This window comes from Pseudomonas nitroreducens NBRC 12694 (assembly GCF_002091755.1).
GTDB lineage: Bacteria > Pseudomonadota > Gammaproteobacteria > Pseudomonadales > Pseudomonadaceae > Pseudomonas > Pseudomonas nitroreducens.
The window spans coordinates 39,793-58,444 of the sequence record NZ_BDAI01000008.1; the positions used below are offsets into that span (position 1 = coordinate 39,793).

Below are 18,652 nucleotides of genomic sequence, written 5' to 3' on the forward strand. Positions count from 1 at the left end.
ATGCCCATGGTCGCGGGCTTGGCCCGCTCCAACAGGGAACGCAGGTCGTAGGACGGGTGGAGCGGAGCGATTCGCATGCTGTTGATGCAGTGCTCGAAGGGTATCGCTTCGCTCCACGCCATCCTACAAGAGCGCTGTCTCCCGAAGGATCAATAAGTGCCGCTTACCGCCGAACGCGGCTGCACCGGGTTGGCGTCATTGGAAATGGTCACCTCGACGCGGCGGTTCATGGCACGGCCGGCCGGAGTGGCGTTGCTCGACACCGGGTACTCCTTGCCGTAACCGCGAGAAACGACGCGATCGGAGGTGACACCCTGGCTCAGCAGCGCCAGGCGAATGGCGTCCGCGCGACGCTCGGAGAGCCTCTGATTGTAGGACGACGAGCCGCTGCTGTCGGTGTAGCCCTCGACGATGACCTTGCGTTCCGGATTCTGCTGCAGGTAGCCGGCGAGGTTCTGCACATTGCCCATGGCGCCAGGTTTCAGCTCGGCGCGGTCGAGGTCGAACAACACATCGCCGAAGGACACCATGGTCCCGCGCGAGGTCTGCTTGGCGTTCAACTCGCCCTTGAGCTTGTTCAGCTGTGCGGTACGGGCATCCAGGCGGGCCTGGGCGCGCTGGGCCGAGGTGTTCTTCAACTGATCCTCGGCGTCCCGCAGGGCCACCGTCTGGTTGGCCAGCTCGATGCGCTGCTGGGTCAGGTAGGCCATCTGGTCGACGTCCTTCTGGTCGGCGCCGTCGCGGTAGGCTTTGTCGGTCTTGGCCAGCCAATCGCCGGCGTCCTTGGTTTCCAGCGCGGCCTGCTGGGTGGCCTGGGGCTCGGCCTGCAGCGCCTGGAAGTCGCTGCGGGCTTTCTCCAGGTTGGCGTTGGGCGGTGTGGAGCACGCGGCGAGGGCCAGGGCGAGGGTCGAGACGGCGGGCAGTACGATGAGCTTGTTCATGTCGGAATTCCTTATATGACCGGACGTAGGGGCGGGATCACTGGGCCTGCTGCAGACCTTCCTGACGCAGCTCCATCACACCCTGCTGGGCGTCCTTGACGTTGTTCTGCGCCTTCACGGCCTGCGACTTGCGCTCGGCCACGCGAGCGTCCCATTCGGCCTGCTGCGCCAGGCGCTTGGCCTGGTCGTATTCCTTGTCGTTCAGGGCGATGCGCGCCTGGGCGAGTTTGTCCTGGGCATTCTTGGTTTCGACCGGGGCGAATTCCGGTCCACCTGAGCTGACGGCGGCGTTAACCGCCGATTCGGTGACGGCCATCTGTTCGCTGGGCGGGTTGCCGGCGCAGCCAGCCAGCAGCGCGGCGCTGCCAAGGGCGAGCAGGCTGAGGCGCAGGGAAGCGCGGGTGGAGGCGGTCGGGACGGTTCGAGCGCTCTGAGATTTCAGTTCCATTGGATGAATCCTCTGACGTTTGGTAAAGGGTTCCCTCGGCGATTCGAGTGCCGGTGGATGCCTGCCGCGCGGGTCTGCGGCTTCGTGGGCATCTGATTAGGGGACTAAGGGTTTTGTCAGGGGGTTCAAAAAAAATGCCCGCCGTATGGGCGGGCATTGGCGACGATCCACTGGAATCAGCCGCGATGACGCAGTAATCGCAGGCCGTTGAACACGACCAGCAGGCTGGCGCCCATGTCGGCGAAAACCGCCATCCACAGGGTGCCTTCGCCGGCCAGGGTGAGGGCAAGGAACACCGCCTTGATGCCCAGCGCGAGGGTGATGTTCTGGATCAGCACGCGGTGGGTCTGGCGCGACAGGCGAATGAAGGACGGCAGCTTGCGCAGGTCGTCATCCATCAGCGCGACGCCGGCGGTTTCGATGGCCGTATCGGTGCCCGCCGCGCCCATGGCGAAACCGATGTCGGCGCGTGCCAGGGCGGGAGCGTCGTTGATGCCGTCGCCGACCATGCCCACTCGCTTGCCACCTTCCTGGCGCTGCTTTACCTCGCGCAGCTTGTCCTCGGGTAGCAGGTTGCCCAGTGCTTCGTCGATGCCCACCTGGGCGCCGATGGCGGCGGCGGTGTGTGGGTTATCGCCGGTCAGCATCAGCGTCCTCACGCCCAGTTCATGCAGCTGGGCGACGGCTTCGCGGCTGGTCTCCTTCACGCCGTCGGCCACGGCGAACAGCGCCAGCGGACCTTGCCCATCGAGCAGCACGATGACCGTCTTGCCTTGCTGTTCGAGGGCGTCGAGGCGCTCTTCCAGCTCCTTCGAGCACAGCTCCAGCTCCTCCACCAGGCGGTGGTTGCCCAGGTGGTAGGTGCGACCGTCGATCTCGCCTTTCACGCCGCGGCCGGGCAGGGCGGTCAGCTCGCCGACGCTGTACAGCGCGATGTTGTCCGCTTCGGCGGCCTGGGCCACGGCGTGCGAGACCGGGTGATCCGAGCGAGCAGCGAGGCTGGCGGCCAGTGCGCGCACGTCGCCGGCGGCGGTCTCCCGCAGGGCGGTGAAATCGGTCTGGCGCGGGCGACCTTCGGTGAGGGTGCCGGTCTTGTCGAGGGCGATCCAGCTTAACGAGCGGCCCATTTCCAGGAACACCCCGCCCTTGATCAGGATGCCCAGGCGAGCCGCCGCCGACAGGCCGCTGACGATGGTCACCGGAGTGGAGATGACCAGTGCGCAGGGGCAGGCGATCACCAGCAGCACCAACGCGCGGTAGACCCAGTCGAGCCAGGCGCCGCCGAAGAACAGCGGCGGCAGCAGCGCAGTGGCGATGGCGATGAGAAACACCGCCGGGGTGTAGAGGCGGGAGAACTGGTCGACGAAGCGCTGGGTCGGCGCCCGCGAGCCCTGGGCTTCTTCCACCGCATGGATGATGCGTGCCAGGGTGCTGTCGTCGGCTACGCGGGTGACGCGGTATTCCAGCGCGCTTTCACCGTTGATGGTGCCGGCGAACAGGGTGTCGCCGGCCTGTTTTTCCACCGGCAGACTCTCGCCGGTGATGGGTGCCTGGTTGACGCTGGAGCGGCCGTCGAGCACCTCGCCGTCCAGGGCGATGCGCTCGCCGGGGCGCACCCGCACCCGAGCGCCGAGAGCGACGGACTTGGCGGAGACTTCCTGCCATTGCCCGTCCACCTGTACCGTCGCCTGTTCCGGCGCCAGCTGCAGCAGGCCGCGAATGGCGTTGCGCGCGCGATCCAGCGACTTGGCCTCGATCAGTTCGGCGATGGCGAACAGCACGGCGACCATGGCCGCTTCCGGCCACTGGCCGATCAGCATGGCGCCGGTCACGGCGATGCTCATCAGGGCATTGATGTTGAGATTGCGGTTCTTCAGGGCGATCCAGCCCTTGCGGTAGGTCGGCAGTCCCGCGCCAAGGATGGCGGCAATGGCCAGCGCCGCCACCAGCCACTGCGGGCCGATGGCGAACCACTCGAAGAACTCAGCACCTGCCGCCGCGACACCGGCCAGCGCCAGTGGCCACCAGGGTTTCTGCTGGGCGGGTTGTGCGGGCACGGGGGCGTTTTCATCCACGGGCTCGGCCTGCATGCCCAGGGACGCCACCAGCTTCTGCAACGGCTCGATGCTGTCGAAACGGTGCTGCACGCGCAGCAGGCGCTGCATCAGGTTGAAGTCGAGGTCCTCCACCGTCGGCACGCGGCCCAGTGCGTCGCGCAGCAGGCGTTCCTCGGTGGGACAGTCCATGGCCTCGATGCGCAGGCTGGTCCAGCGCAGCTCGCCGGCCGCAGCCCCTGCCACGGCGCTTGCCGCTTGCGCGGGGTCGATGTGCTCATGCTGATGATCGTGATCGTGATCGTGATCGTGATCGTGATCGTGGGCATGGCCGTGATCATGCGGCGCAGGTTCGGCGGCCGGCGCGCGCAGCAGCGCGCCTTTGTCGCAGCCACAGCAGCCGGCGGCTTCCTGTTCGCGGTGCTGATCCTGGATTGGGGCGGGGCCGTGGATGATCGGGCCCTGGCGATTGGCAGTCATGTCGTCCGTTCCTGTTTGACGAGTTGCTGCTGATTGCACACCCTGTAGCAACTACAGAGTCAAGCACCTGCTGGCGAGGAGTCGAAAATGAAGATCGGTGAACTGGCGAAACTGACCGGCTGCCCGGTGGAAACCATTCGCTATTACGAGCGCGAAGGCCTGCTGCCCGCGCCGTCGCGCAGCGAAGGCAACTACCGCCAGTACGACGCCAGCCACGTCGAGCGGCTGTCGTTCATCCGCCATTGCCGTTCGCTGGACATGACCCAGGAGGAGATCCGCATCCTCCTCGGCCTGCGCGACCGCCCCGAGTCCGACTGCGGTACTGCCAACCGGCTGATCGACGAGCACCTGCACCACGTCGAGGTGCGCATCGCCGAACTGCAGTCGCTCAGCCAGCAATTGCGCGACCTGCGCGCGCAGTGCCAGGGCGAGGGCAGCAGCCTGGATTGCGGTATCCTGCGCGAGCTGGAGCAGCCGGCGGAGCCTTCGGTGATTCCCGATGCGTGCGCCGAGGCAGGGCATTTGCACGTGCCCGGCGTCCACGGCCGGCATTGATTGGTCCGTGCAGGAAGGCAGGTGGGCCGGCTTCGCCAGTATGCTTCTGCACTGGGGGCGGTCCTCACCCTGACCCTCTCCCGGAGGGAAAGGGGACCGAATGGAGCAGGATGAAACCATGGCGTCAGCCGGCACAATCTGCTCCCTCTCCCTGGGGGAGAGGGCTGGGGTGAGGGGCCGTCCAGGCACCGAAGCAGCCGCAGCAGGGCAGTGCTCCTGAAGCCTGAAACCATGCGCCTCGGCAGATGCCGATTCAGGAGTGCTCCGCCTCCGTCAGTTCATGCAGGTACTTGCGCGACAGCGCCAGGAAGCGCGGCGTCGGGCCTGTGTCTTCGTAGATCGGGTCGCCCTGTTCGTCGTGGGCCACCACCTTGTTCCCCTGCACGTAGGGGAGGCTCGCCTCCAGCTCCTCCAGCGCAGCGTTGACCAGTTCTCCCAGCAACTCCTCGACGCTGCGCTTGGGGTACATGTCGTGCAGCGCGGCCAGACGCGCGGCGGTCTCGACGTCCAGCGGAATGCTGTACTGATGGTGGGTCATGCGCCCCCTGGCGTTCTGTTCCCAATGGCGTACCAGCTCGCGGATCTTCATGTTCACCTCTAGGGTCGTTACGTGGCGGTCGGTCCTCGTGAGGCCGCCGCAGGTTTTCCCGACGATGGGGGATAACTTTCAGCCTAGACGTTGTCCGAGCATGACTGCGGGCGTTCGTCGAGCGCTTGTCAGCCGCCACACCTGGCGGCACTGTGAAACTCTCAGCGTGGCCCTTTCCAATGGGCGCTCTCACTCCAAGGAGACCGCGATGCCGGATATCGATGCGCGCCTGCGCGAGGACGTTCACCTGCTTGGCGAACTGCTCGGGCAGACCATCCGCGCCCAGTACGGGCAGGGCTTCCTCGACAAGATCGAGCTGATCCGCACGGGCGCCAAGTCCGCCCGGCGCGGCTCGGCCGAAGGCGCCAAGCAGCTCACCGCCGCCCTCGACGGCCTGGGCGAGGACGAACTGCTGCCGGTGGCGCGCGCCTTCAACCAGTTTCTCAACCTGGCCAACATCGCCGAGCAGTACCACCGCATTCGCCGCCGCACGCCGAAGGAGCCGGAACCTTTCGAGAACCGCGTCCTGGCCGAACTGCTGGGCCGTCTGAAAAAGTCCGGCCTGGGGGCGGAAGGCCTGGCGCGGCAGGTGGCGGAGCTGGAGATCGAGCTGGTGCTCACCGCGCACCCCACCGAAGTGGCGCGCCGCACGCTGATTCAGAAGTACGACGCCATCGCTGGCCAACTGGCCGCTGGTGACCACAGCGACCTGTTGCCCGAAGAGCGCCAGGCGGTGCAGGAAAAACTCCAGCGGCTGATCGCCGAGGCCTGGCACACCGACGAAATCCGCCGCACCCGGCCGACCCCGGTGGACGAGGCGAAATGGGGCTTCGCGGTGATCGAGCATTCCCTCTGGCACGCGCTGCCGGACTTCCTGCGCCACGTCGATCGCACCCTGCAGGAAACCCTCGGCGAACGGCTGCCGCTGGAGTCCGCGCCGATTCGCTTCGCCTCCTGGATGGGCGGCGACCGCGACGGCAATCCCAATGTCACCGCCGCCATCACCCGCGAGGTCCTGCTGCTGGCGCGCTGGATGGCCGCCGATCTCTACCTGCGCGACGTGGACAGCCTGGCTGCCGATCTGTCCATGCAGCAGGCCAGCGAAGAACTGCGCGCCGAAGTGGGCGAGCTTGCCGAGCCCTACCGCGCGCTGCTCAAGCAGCTGCGCGAACGCCTGCGTGCCACCCGTGCCTGGGCCGAGCGGGCCATCCATACCGGCGAAGAGCCCGGCAGCGAGGTGCTGCAAGACAACCGCGAGCTGCTTGAACCACTGCAACTCTGTCACCGCTCGCTGCACGATTGCGACATGGGCGTGATCGCCGATGGCGCCTTGCTCGATACCCTGCGCCGCGCCGCCACCTTCGGCCTGTTCCTGGCCCGGCTGGACGTGCGCCAGGATTCCACGCGCCACGCCAGGGCGATGAGCGAAATTACCGAGTACCTGGGCTTGGGCAACTACGCCGAATGGGACGAAGGTGTGCGCCAGGAATTCCTCCTGGAAGAGCTCGCCAGCCGTCGCCCGCTGCTGCCGGCGAACTACCAACCTTCCCCCGAGACCGCCGAAGTACTCGCCACCTGCCGCGTGGTGGCGCAGGCGCCGGCAGCGTCGCTGGGCTCCTACGTCATCTCCATGGCCGGTCATCCATCCGATGTGCTTGCTGTGCAATTGCTGCTCAAGGAGTGCGGGCTGGAGCGGCCGATGCGCGTGGTGCCGCTGTTCGAGACGCTGGATGACCTCGACCACGCCGGCCCCTGCATCGACCGCCTGCTCAGCCTCGACAGCTACCGCACCCGCCTGGCCGGGCCGCAGGAAGTGATGATCGGCTATTCCGACTCGGCCAAGGACGCCGGCACCCTGGCTGCCGCCTGGGCGCAGTACCGCGCGCAGGAGGCGCTGGTGGACATCTGCCGCAACCACGGCGTCGAACTGCTGTTGTTCCATGGCCGTGGCGGCACCGTCGGTCGTGGCGGCGGTCCGGCCCACGCGGCAATCCTTTCGCAGCCGCCGGGCTCCGTGGCCGGGCGTTTCCGCACCACCGAACAGGGCGAGATGATCCGCTTCAAGTTCGGCCTGCCGGACATCGCCGAGCAGAACCTCAACCTTTACCTGGCCGCGGTGCTGGAAGCCACCCTGCAGCCACCGCCGGTGCCCGAGCCGGCCTGGCGCGAGGAGATGGATCGCCTGGCCGCCGACGGCGTGCTCGCCTACCGCGCGGTGGTGCGGGAGAACCCGCAGTTCGTCGACTACTTCCGCGAGGCCACGCCGGAGCAGGAACTGGGCCGCCTGCCGCTGGGCAGCCGCCCGGCCAAACGACGCGAGGGCGGGGTGGAAAGCCTGCGGGCGATCCCCTGGATCTTCGCCTGGACCCAGACGCGCCTGATGCTGCCGGCCTGGCTGGGCTGGGAAGACGCGCTGTTCAAGGCCATCGAGCGTGGCGAGGGCGCGCTGTTGTCCCGTATGCGCAAGGAGTGGCCGTTCTTCACCACCCGCATCGACATGCTGGAGATGGTGCTGGCCAAGGCTGACCGGGAAATTGCCCAACTCTACGACGAGCGCCTGGTGCAATCGGAACTGCGACCATTAGGTGCGCATTTACGCGACCTATTGTCGCAGTCGGTGCGCGTGGTGCTGGGCCTGACCGGGCAGTCCCAACTGCTCGCCCACGCCGCCGAGACGCGCGAATCCATTGGTGTGCGCAATACCTACCTGGACCCGCTGCACCTGCTCCAGGCCGAGCTGCTGGCCCGCTCGCGACGCTGCGCCGGCGATGCCTGCGGCGGTCTGGAGCAGGCCATGCTGGTGACGGTCGCGGGGATCGCGGCGGGGCTGCGCAATACCGGTTGAGGGCACATCACCCCCCACCAAAGGTGGATTGCCGAGCCGGCAAATGAGATTAATTTGATGGCTGTTCCGGGTGCCATCAAGCGCCCGGGACCGGCTCGCGCAGTCCCCATGGCCGGCTTGTCTGGCAGGGGACCGCTGTGTATCGTGAGCAACCTTTCGGCGCATGTCTGCGCCATTCCAGCACGATGAGATTGGCCCCAAGAGGCGGATCCGTGATTTCGCTTAACAAGTATTAAGGAGCATATCGATGCGTGTGATTCTGCTCGGGGCGCCCGGTGCCGGCAAAGGTACCCAGGCTCGCTTCATCACTGAGAAGTTCGGCATTCCGCAGATCTCCACCGGCGACATGCTGCGTGCAGCGGTCAAGGCCGGCACCGAACTGGGCCTGCAGGCCAAGAGCGTGATGGACGCCGGTGGTCTGGTCTCCGATGACCTGATCATCAACCTGGTCAAGGAACGTATCGCCCAGCCCGACTGCGCCAACGGCTTCCTGTTCGATGGCTTCCCGCGCACCATTCCCCAGGCCGAGGCCATGAAGGAAGCGGGCGTCACCATCGACAACGTCGTCGAGATCGCCGTTGAAGACGAAGAAATCGTCAGCCGCATCGCCGGCCGCCGTGTGCATGCCGCTTCCGGCCGCGTCTACCACGTCGAGCACAACCCGCCGAAGGTTGCCGGCAAGGACGACGAGACCGGTGAAGAGCTGATCCAGCGCGAAGACGACAAGGAAGCCACCGTGCGTCACCGCCTGTCGGTCTACCACTCGCAGACCAAGCCGCTGGTCGATTTCTACCAGAAGCTGGCCGCCGCCCAAGGCACCCCGAAGTACACCCGCGTCGAGGGTGTCGGCTCGGTAGAGCAGATCACCACCAAGGTGCTCGCCGCTCTGAGCTGATCGCTCCCGCGTCTGCCAAAGGCCCGCACATGCGGGCCTTTGGCGTTTATAATGCCCGCCCGTTTTTTATCGACTAATGGAAAGCACCATGCCCACGCTGCTGGCCCTGGATACCTCGACCGAAGCCTGTTCCGTCGCCCTGCTGCATGACGGCCGTCGGTTCGTGCGCCATGAGGTGATCCCGCGCCTGCACGCCCAGCGCCTGTTGCCCATGGTGCAGGACATCCTCGGCGAGGCCGGCATCGCGCTGTCCGCCGTCGACGCTATCGCCTTCGGCCGCGGCCCCGGCGCCTTCACCGGTGTGCGTATCGCCATCGGCGTCGTCCAGGGCCTGGCGTTCGCTCTGCAGAAGCCGGTGCTGCCGATTTCCGACCTGGCGGTGCTGGCCCAGCGTGCGCACCGCGAGCACGGCGCCGCCCAGGTAGCCGCGGCCATCGATGCGCGCATGGACGAGGTGTACTGGGGTTGCTACCGGGTGGAGCAGGGCGAGATGCGTCTGGCCGGCGCCGAGGCGGTGCTGCCGCCCGAGCGCGTCGAGCTGCCGCGCGATGCCCAGGGCGCGTGGTTCGGCTCCGGAACCGGCTGGGGCTTCGAGGAGCGCCTGGCGGTGAAGGTTGCCGCCCGCGATGCCAGCCTGCTGCCGCACGCCGAAGACCTGCTGACCCTGGCCGAATTCGCCTGGGCGCGGGGCGAGGCGGTTGACGCAGAGCACGCGCAGCCCGTCTACCTGCGCGACAACGTGGCGACACCCAAGAAAGCCTGACCTGTGCCAATTGACCGCAGCCTGGAGCGCTCGCTAGAGTGAGCGCATTCCCACCGAGTTTCTGACATGCGTATCGACGGTTTCACTTCCATATCCCAGACGCCTGAGCGCGGTTCCCGGACGGGTACTGCGGTCACGCCGTATCGGGATGTGCAGAGTGACGTCGAAGCCCGCCGCGACCAACCCGCGCCGACCTCGGCGAGTCAGGGGCTGGATTCGCAGCCGCAGACCCGCCGCGTCGAATCCTCCAGCGCCAGCAGCTACGGCGTGCCGGCGACCCTGCGAGACATCGAGTACCAGCGCCCGCTGAGCTCCCGTGCTGCCCAGGCGCTAGCCAGCTACACCAGCACCGCCAGCATGGCCGGCCAGTACGAAGGCCAGGAAGTCCTCGGTCTCGACCTCTACGCCTGATTCGATGTCACTGCCGTATTTCCTCGGATGTCCATCCTGGAACGAGCCTGCCTGGCGCGGCACCTTCTATCCCGCCGACCTGCGTCCCGCCGATACCCTGGGCTTCTACTCCCAGGTGTTCAACGCCGTGGAAGGCAACACCACTTTCTACGCCCGCCCCAACGCCGATACCCTCGCGCGCTGGGCGCAGACCATGCCGGAGACGTTCCGCTTCTGCGCCAAGCTGCCCCGCGATATCAGCCACGAGGGCGACCTGCGCGGCCAGTTGGAGAACACGCGGGACTTCCTTGATCTGCTGAAGCCGCTGGGTAAGCGCGTCGCGCCGCTGTGGCTGCAGGTGTCGGCCAGTTTCGGACCGGATCGGCTGGGCGAGCTGGCGGCCTGGCTCGACGCCTTCGCCGAGCGTCGCCTTGCCGTCGAGGTGCGACACCCGGCGTTCTTTGCCAAGGGCGAGGAGGAGCGGGCGCTCAACCGGCTGCTGCTGGATCGCGGTGTAGAACGTATCTGCCTGGACTCGCGGGCGCTGTTTGCCTGCCGGTCTGACGATCCTGCCGTGCTGCACGCACAGTCGAAGAAGCCCAAGGTGCCGGTGCGCCCGGCGGCCTTCAGCGACAGCCCGCAGGTGCGCTTCATCGGTGGGCCGGACCTGGACGACAATCTCGTTCACCTTGCGCCCTGGGTCGGCAAGGTAGCCGAGTGGATCGAGCAGGGCCTGACGCCCTACGTTTTCCTCCACACGCCGGACAACCACCGTGCCGCCGAACAGGCGCAGCGCTTCCATGCCTTGCTGCGCGAGCGCCTTCCGGGTTTGCCGGCGCTGTTCGCGCCGAAGCCGGACGTGGAGCAGCTCGGCCTGCTCTGACGCCCCAACTGTGCATGGCGGCGAGCGGGCGAGGGGGCTAACCTGCTCCTTCCCGTTCGGCCAGGAGACAGCCATGACCCATCAACAACAACGCGGCGAAGCCTTCCGCGCGCTGCACCAGCGCGAGGGCCTGTTCGTCCTGCCCAACCCCTGGGATGCCGGCTCGGCGAAGATGCTTGCCCACCTGGGGTTCGAAGCCCTCGCGACCACCAGCGCCGGGCTGGCTTTCGCGCTGGGACGCCGCGACGCCGAAGGTGCGGTCAGTCGCGACGAAGCCCTGGCCAATGCGCGGCAGATCATCGAGGCGACGCCGTTGCCGGTTGCCGCCGATCTGGAGAATGGCTATGGCGATACGCCTGACGATTGCGCCGAGACTATCCGCCTGGCTGCCGCCTGCGGGCTGGTGGGTGGCTCCATCGAAGACGCCAGCGGCCGCCCGGACACACCCATCTATCCGCTGGAACTGGCGGTCGAGCGCATTACCGCCGCCGTGCGTGCGGCCCGAGCCCTGCCATTCACGTTCACCCTGGCGGCGCGGGCGGAGAACTTCCTGCATGGCCGTGCCGACCTGGATGACACCATCCGCCGCCTGGTGGCCTTCGCCGAAGCCGGCGCCGACGTGCTCTACGCGCCGGGCCTGAAGACCCGCGAGGAAATCGCCGCCGTGGTCAGCGCCGTGGCACCGCGACCGGTCAACGTGCTGGTGGGCTCGCCCGCCGTGCAAGTTGGCCTGGAGGAGCTGGCAGCGTTGGGGGTGAAGCGCGTCAGCGTCGGTTCGACCCTGGCACGCGCGGCTTACGGCGCCTTCTTCAGTAGCGCGGAAGCGCTGGCCAAGGGCGACCTCAAGCCGATGCACGGCGCCATGCCCTTCGACCACATCAACGGACTCTTCCGGGGCTGACGCTTGCGCTGGTGGCTGCTCGCTTTCGTCCTCGCCTGCGCGGGGTTCGCGTTATCGGTGCAGCAGCAGTGGCTGGGCCTGCCAGCTCGCTGGAATCCTTGGGCACCGCTGGATGTGCGCGATGAGCCCAGCCTGCTGACCCGCTACAAGCTCTGGCGACTGCGTGACGACGTCGGCCTGTGCCGCCTGGCGTTGCAGAGTTCTGATCTCAAGGCGCAGCCGATGGCCGACAGCGAGCCGGTCGCCGGTTGCCCGTTGCAGAACGTCTGGCGCGTGCAGGCCGCCGAGGTAAAGCTGAGCAGCAGCTTCCTCGCCAGTTGCCCGCTGGCGGTGAGCTTCGCGCTGTTCGAGCGGCACTCGCTGCATCCGGCTGCAAGGGCCGTCTACGGCCAGCCGGTGGTTGGCGTGGAGCACCTGGGCAGTTTTGCCTGCCGCAATATCTACGGGCGCGCCGATGCCCGCCGCAGCCAGCACGCGAGCGCCAACGCGCTGGATATTGCCGCCTTCCGCCTCGCCGACGGCCGGCGCATCGTCGTGGCCAGGGACTGGTCGGGGGAGGGCGATGCCGTTCGCTTCCTGCGTGCCGTGCGCGACGGCGCCTGCAGCAACTTCGACGCTGTGCTGGGGCCGGACTACAACCGCGCCCACCATGACCATTTTCACCTCGACCTGGGCGGCTGGCAGATCTGCCGTTGAGCCCGCTGGCTGCGCGCTGCGGTAGAATCGCGGTTTTTTCCAGGATCGCCCCGCCATGACCGAAGTCCTCACTCCGCCGCGCATCGTCGTCCAGGCCCTGGCGCCTGCCTGGCAGGCGTCCGCCGAGCAGTGGGCGCAGCGGCTCGGGCTGCCGATGGGCGAGGGGGATGCGGACTTCGCCCTGCAACTGGGCGATGACGGCCTGCAATTGCTGCAATTGGGGCCGGACTCGCCCGGCCCGGTGCGGGTGGACTTCCTCGAAGGCGCCACGGCTCACCGCCGCCAGTTCGGCGGCGGCGCCGGGCAGATGATTGCCAAGGCCGTGGGTATCCAGCAGGGCGTGCGTCCCCATGTGCTGGATGCCACCGCCGGCCTGGGCAAGGACGCCTTCGTGCTGGCGACCCTGGGCTGCGAGATGCACCTGACCGAGCGCCAACCGATCATCGCCGCACTGCTGGAAGACGGCCTGGCCCGTGCCGCCGGGGATTTCGAGGTGGGCGCCATCGTCGCGCGCATGCGCCTGCTGCAGGGCAACGCCATCGAGCGCATGGCCGCCTGGGAAGGCGAGGCGCCGCAGGTGATCTACCTCGACCCGATGTTCCCGCACCGCGACAAGAGCGCGCTGGTGAAGAAGGAAATGCGCCTGTTCCGCCCACTGGTGGGCGACGACCTGGACGCGCCGGCGCTGCTGGGTGCGGCGCTGAAGCTGGCCAGCCACCGGGTGGTGGTCAAGCGCCCACGCAAGGCGCCGATCATCGAGGGGCAGAAGCCCAGCTACAGCCTGGAAGGCAAGTCCAGCCGCTATGACATCTATCCGCTGAAGAGCCTCAAGGGCTGACGGCCTGCTCAAGGTCCCGAGAAACTCCTACAGAACATTTCGCCGCAGCTTTGCTTTTGTAGGAGCGAGCTTGCTCGCAAACCCGCCTAACGCCGAACTCGCCGGGAAGCCCTGTTCGCGAGCAAGCTCGCTTCTTCTCTAGGCACTCCGGCGCGAGTCAGGGCCTGAAGGCCTTGAGGAACAGCGCCACCACTTCCTGCGCGTGAGCCTCGGACTCCTCCTCGGTCGGCGGCTCCACGCAACCGATCATCAGGCGGAAGTGCACGCAGCCCTGCACCAGCATCAGGAAGTGCTCGGCGGCCCGGCGCGGGCTGTCCATCGCCAGTTTTCCCTGCTGGCGAGCCTGCTCCAGCAGGCGTTCCATCTGGTCCAGCACGCGTTGCGGGCCGGCGTCGAAGAACAGCTGTGACAGATGCGGGTTCTGCCCGCCCTGGGCAATCATCAGCCGGCTCAGCGCAATGGCTTCCGGGCTGTTGATCAACTGATTGAAGCCGCGCGCCAGGTTCAGCAGCAGGCTTTCCAGCGGCGCATCGGCCGATGGCTCAGCAAACAGCTCTGGCAGGTTCTCCGCACACTTGGCCTGCACGGCTTCGACGAACAGCGTCTCCTTGTCCGTGAAGTGGCTGTACACGGTGAGCTTGGACACCCCGGCCCCGGCGGCGATGGCCTCCATGCTGCTGCCGTCGTAGCCATGGCGGACGAAGAGCTCCTTGGCGGCCTCGAGAATGGCTCGGCGCTTGGCGGGATCCTTGGGGCGACCCGGTCCGTTCGATGAGTTCGATGGCGACATGATTTTACATTTCTAATACTGGACTGATGGGTTCTGTATTTTTACTATACCGGGGAGTATAAGAATTCCAACCGCGTTTTGCGAAAGGGTCACACATCATGTTCCGCCATGCTCTGTCTGTCGCGCTGCCTGCTGCCTTCATTCTGTCCCTTTCTGCCTGCGGTAATGGCGAGCCTCCCAAGCCCGCCGTGCGTCCGGCCATCGTGGTGCAGCCGCTGCCGGCGCGTGACGTCACCGAAGCCTATCCCGGCGAAGTCCATGCCCGCCACGAGCCGGAGTTGGCGTTCCGCATCGGTGGCAAAGTCAGCAAGCGCCTGGTGGAAACCGGCGAACGGGTGAAGAAGGACCAGCCGCTGGCGGAACTCGATCCCGAAGACGTTCGTCTGCAGCTCGAAGCCACCCGTGCCCAGGTGGCGGCTGCCGAAGCCAACCTGCAGACCGTCCGCTCCGAATACACCCGCTACAAGACCCTGCTGGAGCGCCAGCTGGTCAGCCAGTCGCAGTTCGACAACATCGAGAACACCTACCGCGCCGGCGAAGCGCGCGTGAAGCAGATTCGCGCCGAATACGACGTGGCCAGCAACCAGGCTGGCTACGCGGTGTTGCGCTCGCCCCAGGACGGCGTGATCGCCACGCGCCGTGTAGAGGTGGGGCAGGTGGTCGCCGCCGGGCAGACCGTCTTCACCCTGGCCGCCGATGGCGACCGCGAAGTACTGATCAGCTTCCCCGAACATGCCTTCGAGCGCTTCCGCGTTGGTGAGGCGGTGAGCGTCGAGCTCTGGTCGCAGCGTGACAAGCGCTTCAGCGGCAAGATTCGCGAACTGTCGCCGGCGGCCGATCCGCAATCGCGCACCTTTGCAGCGCGCGTTGCCTTCGACGATCCGAAAGTGCCCGCCGAACTGGGCCAGAGCGCCCGCGTCTACGTCCATGCCGAGGGCGCCGTGCCGCTGGCGGTGCCACTGGCCGCGCTGACCTCGGAGGCAGGCCAGCCATTTGTCTGGGTGGTCGATCCGAAGACTTCCACCCTGCACCGTCGCCCGGTGCGCGTCGGTCCCTACGCCGAAGACCGCGTGCCGGTGCTCGAAGGCTTGAAGGATGGCGACTGGGTGGTGGCAGCCGGTGTCCAGGTGCTGCGTGAAGGGCAGGAGGTACGGCCTGTCGACCGGGAGAACCGGTCGATCAAGCTGGTGGCGAAGGAGTAACGCCCGATGCAATTCAACCTTTCCGCCTGGGCGCTGCAGAACCGCTCCATCGTGCTGTACCTCATGCTGCTGCTGGGCATAGTCGGTGCGCTGTCCTACACCAAGCTCGGGCAGAGCGAAGACCCGCCATTCACCTTCAAGGCCATGGTGGTGAAGACCAACTGGCCGGGCGCGACCGCCGAGGAAGTCTCGCGCCAGGTCACCGAGCGCATCGAGAAGAAGCTGATGGAGACCGGCGACTTCGACCGCATCATTTCCTTCTCGCGGCCCGGTGAATCCCAGGTGACCTTCGTCGCCCGCGAGGACTTCCACTCCCGCGATATCCCCGAGCTCTGGTACCAGATCCGCAAGAAGGTCAACGACATTCGCTACACCCTTCCGCAGGGCATCCAGGGGCCGTTCTTCAACGACGAGTTCGGCACCACCTTCGGCAACATCTACGCGTTGTCGGGCAAGGGCTTCGACTACGCGGTGCTCAAGGACTACGCCGACCGCCTGCAGCTGCAGTTGCAGCGCATCAAGGACGTCGGCAAGGTCGAACTGGTCGGCCTGCAGGACGAGAAAATCTGGATCGACCTGTCCAACACCAAGCTCGCCACCCTCGGCCTCCCGTTGGCGGCGGTGCAGAAGGCGCTGGAAGAACAGAACGCGGTCACTGCCACCGGCTTCTTCGAGACGGCCACTGACCGGGTGCAACTGCGCGTGTCCGGTCGCTTCGACTCGGTGGAGGACATCCGCTCCTTCCCGATCCGCGTCGGTGATCGCACCTTCCGTATCGGCGATGTGGCCGAGGTGCACCGCGGTTTCAACGACCCGCCCGCGCCGCGCATGCGCTTCATGGGCGAGGACGCCATTGGTATCGCCGTGGCCATGAAGGACGGCGGCGACATCCTAGTGCTGGGCAAGAAGCTTGACGCGGAATTCGAACGCCTGCAGCAGACGCTGCCGGCAGGCATGGAGCTGCGCAAGGTGTCCGACCAGCCGGCAGCGGTGCGCGAAGGCGTCGGCGAGTTCGTCCGTGTGCTGGCTGAGGCGCTGATCATCGTGCTGCTGGTGAGCTTCTTCTCCCTCGGCCTGCGCACCGGCCTGGTAGTGGCGCTGTCGATCCCGCTGGTGCTGGCGATGACCTTCGCCTGCATGTACTACTTCGGCATCGGCCTGCACAAGATTTCCCTCGGCGCGCTGGTGCTGGCGCTGGGCTTGTTGGTGGACGACGCGATCATCGCCGTGGAGATGATGGCGGTGAAGATGGAGCAGGGCTACGACCGGCTCAAGGCGGCGAGTTACGCCTGGACCAGTACGGCCTTCCCGATGCTCACCGGCACGCTGGTGACCGCTGCCGGTTTCCTGCCCATCGCCACCGCGCAATCGGGCACCGGCGAGTACACTCGCTCGCTGTTCCAGGTGGTGACCATCGCGTTGCTGGTGTCGTGGATCGCCGCCGTGGTCTTCGTGCCCTACCTGGGCGAGAAACTTCTGCCCGACCTTGCCAAGCGTCACGCGGAAAAACACGGCGGCACCGACAAAGGCCACGATCCGTATTCCACTGCCTTCTATCAGCGCTTCCGCCGCGTGGTGGAATGGTGCGTGCGCTACCGCAAGACGGTGATCCTGCTGACCGTGGCGGCCTTCATCGGCTCGATCATGCTGTTCCGCCTGGTGCCGCAGCAGTTCTTCCCGCCATCGGCGCGCCTGGAGTTGCTGGTGGACCTCAAGCTGGCCGAGGGCGATTCGCTCACCGCCACCACCGAGCAGGTCAATCGCCTGGAGAAGATGCTCGCCGAGCACCCGGGCATCGACAATTACGTGGCTTACGTTGGCACCGGCTCGCCGCGCTTCTACCTGCCGCTGGACCAGCAACTGCCGGCGGCGAGCTTCGCGCAGTTCGTGGTCCTGGCGAAGAGCCTGGAGTCGCGCGAGGAAATCCGCCAGTGGCTGATCAAGCACATGAACGAGGACTTCCCGACCCTGCGTACTCGTATCAGCCGCCTGGAGAACGGCCCGCCGGTCGGCTACCCGGTGCAGTTCCGCGTCTCCGGCGAGCACATCCCGGAAGTCCGCGAGCTGGCACGCAAGGTCGCCGAGAAGATGCGCGAGAACCCCCATGTGGTGAACGTGCACCTGGACTGGGAAGAACCGAGCAAGGCGATCTTCCTCGACATCGACCAGGAGCGCGCCCGTGCCCTGGGCGTGAGTACTTCGGACATCTCGCAGTTCCTGCAGAGCTCGCTGACCGGCTCCACCGTCAGCTACTACCGCGAGGACAACGAGCTGATCGAGATCCTCCTGCGCGGCGACGAGCGCGGCCGGCATGACCTCTCGCAATTGCCCAGCCTGTCGATGCAGACCAGCAGCGGCCGCAGCGTGGCACTGTCGCAGGTCGCGACCCTGGAATACGGCTTCGAGGAAGGCATCATCTGGCGGCGCAACCGCCTACCGACTGTGACCGTGCGTGCCGACATCTACGACGACTCGCTGCCGGCAACGCTGGTGAAGCAGATCTCGCCGACGCTGGACCCGATCCGCGCCGAGCTGCCCGACGGCTTCCTGCTGGAAGTCGGCGGTACCGTGGAAGATTCGGCCAAGGGCCAAAACTCGGTGAACGCTGGCGTACCGCTGTTCATCGTGGTGGTCCTCAGCCTGCTGATGATCCAGCTGCGCAGCTTCTCGCGGATGATCATGGTGTTCCTCACCGCGCCGCTGGGCCTGATCGGCGTGACCCTGTTCCTGCTGGCGTTCCAGAAGCCCTTCGGCTTCGTCGCCATGCTCGGTACCATCGCCCTGGCGGGGATGATCATGCGCAACTCGGTGATCCTCGTGGACCAGATCGAGCAGGATCGCGCCCATGGCATGGATACCTGGCACGCGATCATCGAAGCCACGGTACGGCGGTTCCGCCCCATCGTGCTGACCGCCCTGGCCGCCGTACTGGCAATGATCCCGCTGTCGCGCAGCGTGTTCTTCGGGCCGATGGCGGTGGCGATCATGGGCGGCCTGATCGTCGCCACGGCGCTGACGCTGCTGTTCCTGCCGGCGCTCTATGCGGCGTGGTTCAGGGTGAAGAAAGAGGCTTAGCCCGCGCAGGTGAATGCGCAGCGGACATAAAAAAGCCCGGCAGATGCCGGGCTTTTTTGTGGTCATTTCATCGAGCCTCAGCTCGTAGGGCGAATGACTGGGAGCGGATTATCCGCCCTAAGCATGCAGGGCTTTTGCGAACGCATTTTCGTATGAATGGGCGATTGTCCAGCATACCTCTGGCTTAAATTGGAGTAGGAACCCTCTTGCGAGACTTTGTGCACAGCTGTGCGTCTCAAGCATTCTGAGTTCAGAATCAGAAAGATCCTCCGTGTAAATAAGAATATAAAGAGCCCAGCAGAGGCGG

At 66.4% G+C, this 18,652-nt stretch carries 17 protein-coding genes; 12 read left to right on the forward strand and 5 right to left on the reverse strand.

The window, feature by feature from the left end; genetic code table 11:
- Positions 1-149 precede the first annotated feature (149 nt).
- The 3 genes from lptF to PNI01S_RS19730 all read right to left on the reverse strand — a co-directional run bounded on the left by lptF (position 150) and on the right by PNI01S_RS19730 (position 3,635).
- Positions 150-941, reverse strand: coding sequence for a lipotoxin F family OmpA-related lipoprotein LptF (gene lptF / locus PNI01S_RS19720; protein WP_065086136.1), 792 nt, complete (start codon positions 939-941; stop codon positions 150-152).
- A gap of 37 nt (positions 942-978) precedes the next feature.
- A complete protein-coding gene (locus PNI01S_RS19725) occupies positions 979-1,389 on the reverse strand; it encodes a DUF4398 domain-containing protein (RefSeq protein WP_024765665.1) in 411 nt (136 codons plus the stop codon).
- Positions 1,390-1,565: 176 nt separating this feature from the next.
- On the reverse strand, positions 1,566-3,635 hold the full coding sequence (locus PNI01S_RS19730) for a heavy metal translocating P-type ATPase (protein ID WP_256576700.1): 2,070 nt from the start codon (positions 3,633-3,635) through the stop codon (positions 1,566-1,568).
- Between the two features lie 87 nt (positions 3,636-3,722).
- Between PNI01S_RS19730 and PNI01S_RS28520 the strand changes: the two genes are divergently transcribed.
- Both PNI01S_RS28520 and cadR read left to right on the forward strand, forming a co-directional pair.
- Entirely contained in the window at positions 3,723-3,956 is a 234-nt protein-coding gene (locus PNI01S_RS28520; RefSeq protein WP_167632567.1) for a hypothetical protein, read from the forward strand.
- A gap of 54 nt (positions 3,957-4,010) precedes the next feature.
- Positions 4,011-4,478: a Cd(II)/Pb(II)-responsive transcriptional regulator gene (cadR, locus tag PNI01S_RS19735; RefSeq protein WP_084358848.1), complete on the forward strand. Its 468-nt coding sequence runs from the start codon at positions 4,011-4,013 to the stop codon at positions 4,476-4,478.
- 253 nt (positions 4,479-4,731) lie between these two features.
- Here cadR and PNI01S_RS19740 read toward each other — a convergent pair whose 3' ends face one another.
- The gene (locus PNI01S_RS19740) at positions 4,732-5,067 is read right to left on the reverse strand and encodes a hypothetical protein (protein ID WP_037009585.1); all 336 of its coding nucleotides are present in this window, start codon (positions 5,065-5,067) and stop codon (positions 4,732-4,734) included.
- A 208-nt stretch (positions 5,068-5,275) separates the two neighbouring features.
- Between PNI01S_RS19740 and ppc the strand changes: the two genes are divergently transcribed.
- The 8 genes from ppc to PNI01S_RS19780 all read left to right on the forward strand — a co-directional run bounded on the left by ppc (position 5,276) and on the right by PNI01S_RS19780 (position 13,278).
- Positions 5,276-7,912: a phosphoenolpyruvate carboxylase gene (gene ppc / locus PNI01S_RS19745; RefSeq protein ID WP_084358849.1), complete on the forward strand. Its 2,637-nt coding sequence runs from the start codon at positions 5,276-5,278 to the stop codon at positions 7,910-7,912.
- Between the two features lie 247 nt (positions 7,913-8,159).
- A complete protein-coding gene (gene adk, locus PNI01S_RS19750) occupies positions 8,160-8,807 on the forward strand; it encodes an adenylate kinase (protein ID WP_024765662.1) in 648 nt (215 codons plus the stop codon).
- A gap of 88 nt (positions 8,808-8,895) precedes the next feature.
- A complete protein-coding gene (gene tsaB / locus PNI01S_RS19755; protein WP_024765661.1) occupies positions 8,896-9,570 on the forward strand; it encodes a tRNA (adenosine(37)-N6)-threonylcarbamoyltransferase complex dimerization subunit type 1 TsaB in 675 nt (224 codons plus the stop codon).
- Between the two features lie 66 nt (positions 9,571-9,636).
- The gene (locus tag PNI01S_RS19760) at positions 9,637-9,981 is read left to right on the forward strand and encodes a hypothetical protein (protein ID WP_024765660.1); all 345 of its coding nucleotides are present in this window, start codon (positions 9,637-9,639) and stop codon (positions 9,979-9,981) included.
- Positions 9,982-9,985: 4 nt separating this feature from the next.
- Positions 9,986-10,843 carry a DUF72 domain-containing protein gene (locus PNI01S_RS19765; protein WP_084358850.1) on the forward strand — a complete coding sequence of 286 codons (858 nt, stop codon included), beginning with the start codon at positions 9,986-9,988 and terminating at the stop codon, positions 10,841-10,843.
- A 73-nt stretch (positions 10,844-10,916) separates the two neighbouring features.
- Complete coding sequence (locus tag PNI01S_RS19770) at positions 10,917-11,744, forward strand: isocitrate lyase/PEP mutase family protein (protein ID WP_084358851.1); 828 nt, start codon at positions 10,917-10,919, stop codon at positions 11,742-11,744.
- Between the two features lie 3 nt (positions 11,745-11,747).
- On the forward strand, positions 11,748-12,440 hold the full coding sequence (locus tag PNI01S_RS19775) for an extensin-like domain-containing protein (protein WP_256576699.1): 693 nt from the start codon (positions 11,748-11,750) through the stop codon (positions 12,438-12,440).
- A 55-nt stretch (positions 12,441-12,495) separates the two neighbouring features.
- Positions 12,496-13,278, forward strand: coding sequence for a class I SAM-dependent methyltransferase (locus tag PNI01S_RS19780; RefSeq protein ID WP_084358852.1), 783 nt, complete (start codon positions 12,496-12,498; stop codon positions 13,276-13,278).
- A gap of 157 nt (positions 13,279-13,435) precedes the next feature.
- Here the strand turns inward: PNI01S_RS19780 and PNI01S_RS19785 are convergent, their stop codons facing one another.
- A complete protein-coding gene (locus PNI01S_RS19785) occupies positions 13,436-14,068 on the reverse strand; it encodes a TetR/AcrR family transcriptional regulator (RefSeq protein WP_024765655.1) in 633 nt (210 codons plus the stop codon).
- Positions 14,069-14,166: 98 nt separating this feature from the next.
- Between PNI01S_RS19785 and PNI01S_RS19790 the strand changes: the two genes are divergently transcribed.
- Together PNI01S_RS19790 and PNI01S_RS19795 are read left to right on the forward strand one after the other, a co-directional pair.
- Positions 14,167-15,270, forward strand: coding sequence for an efflux RND transporter periplasmic adaptor subunit (locus PNI01S_RS19790; RefSeq protein WP_038803394.1), 1,104 nt, complete (start codon positions 14,167-14,169; stop codon positions 15,268-15,270).
- A gap of 6 nt (positions 15,271-15,276) precedes the next feature.
- Positions 15,277-18,345, forward strand: a complete 3,069-nt coding sequence (locus PNI01S_RS19795) for an efflux RND transporter permease subunit (protein WP_084358853.1) — start codon at positions 15,277-15,279, stop codon at positions 18,343-18,345.
- Positions 18,346-18,652: the final 307 nt, after the last annotated feature.

Excerpts from the sequence above, each read along its gene's own strand:
- PNI01S_RS19785 (WP_024765655.1), bottom strand. The coding sequence starts at position 14,068 with ATGTCGCCATCGAACTCATCGAACGGACCGGGTCGCCCCAAGGATCCC.
- ppc (WP_084358849.1), top strand. The coding sequence starts at position 5,276 with ATGCCGGATATCGATGCGCGCCTGCGCGAGGACGTTCACCTGCTTGGC.
- lptF (WP_065086136.1), bottom strand. The coding sequence starts at position 941 with ATGAACAAGCTCATCGTACTGCCCGCCGTCTCGACCCTCGCCCTGGCC.
- PNI01S_RS19795 (WP_084358853.1), top strand. The coding sequence starts at position 15,277 with ATGCAATTCAACCTTTCCGCCTGGGCGCTGCAGAACCGCTCCATCGTG.
- tsaB (WP_024765661.1), top strand. The coding sequence starts at position 8,896 with ATGCCCACGCTGCTGGCCCTGGATACCTCGACCGAAGCCTGTTCCGTC.
- adk (WP_024765662.1), top strand. The coding sequence starts at position 8,160 with ATGCGTGTGATTCTGCTCGGGGCGCCCGGTGCCGGCAAAGGTACCCAG.
- PNI01S_RS19730 (WP_256576700.1), bottom strand. The coding sequence starts at position 3,635 with ATGGACTGTCCCACCGAGGAACGCCTGCTGCGCGACGCACTGGGCCGC.
- PNI01S_RS19725 (WP_024765665.1), bottom strand. The coding sequence starts at position 1,389 with ATGGAACTGAAATCTCAGAGCGCTCGAACCGTCCCGACCGCCTCCACC.
- PNI01S_RS19760 (WP_024765660.1), top strand. The coding sequence starts at position 9,637 with ATGCGTATCGACGGTTTCACTTCCATATCCCAGACGCCTGAGCGCGGT.
- cadR (WP_084358848.1), top strand. The coding sequence starts at position 4,011 with ATGAAGATCGGTGAACTGGCGAAACTGACCGGCTGCCCGGTGGAAACC.
- PNI01S_RS19740 (WP_037009585.1), bottom strand. The coding sequence starts at position 5,067 with ATGAAGATCCGCGAGCTGGTACGCCATTGGGAACAGAACGCCAGGGGG.
- PNI01S_RS19780 (WP_084358852.1), top strand. The coding sequence starts at position 12,496 with ATGACCGAAGTCCTCACTCCGCCGCGCATCGTCGTCCAGGCCCTGGCG.
- PNI01S_RS28520 (WP_167632567.1), top strand. The coding sequence starts at position 3,723 with ATGCTGATGATCGTGATCGTGATCGTGATCGTGATCGTGATCGTGGGC.
- PNI01S_RS19765 (WP_084358850.1), top strand. The coding sequence starts at position 9,986 with ATGTCACTGCCGTATTTCCTCGGATGTCCATCCTGGAACGAGCCTGCC.
- PNI01S_RS19790 (WP_038803394.1), top strand. The coding sequence starts at position 14,167 with ATGTTCCGCCATGCTCTGTCTGTCGCGCTGCCTGCTGCCTTCATTCTG.
- PNI01S_RS19770 (WP_084358851.1), top strand. The coding sequence starts at position 10,917 with ATGACCCATCAACAACAACGCGGCGAAGCCTTCCGCGCGCTGCACCAG.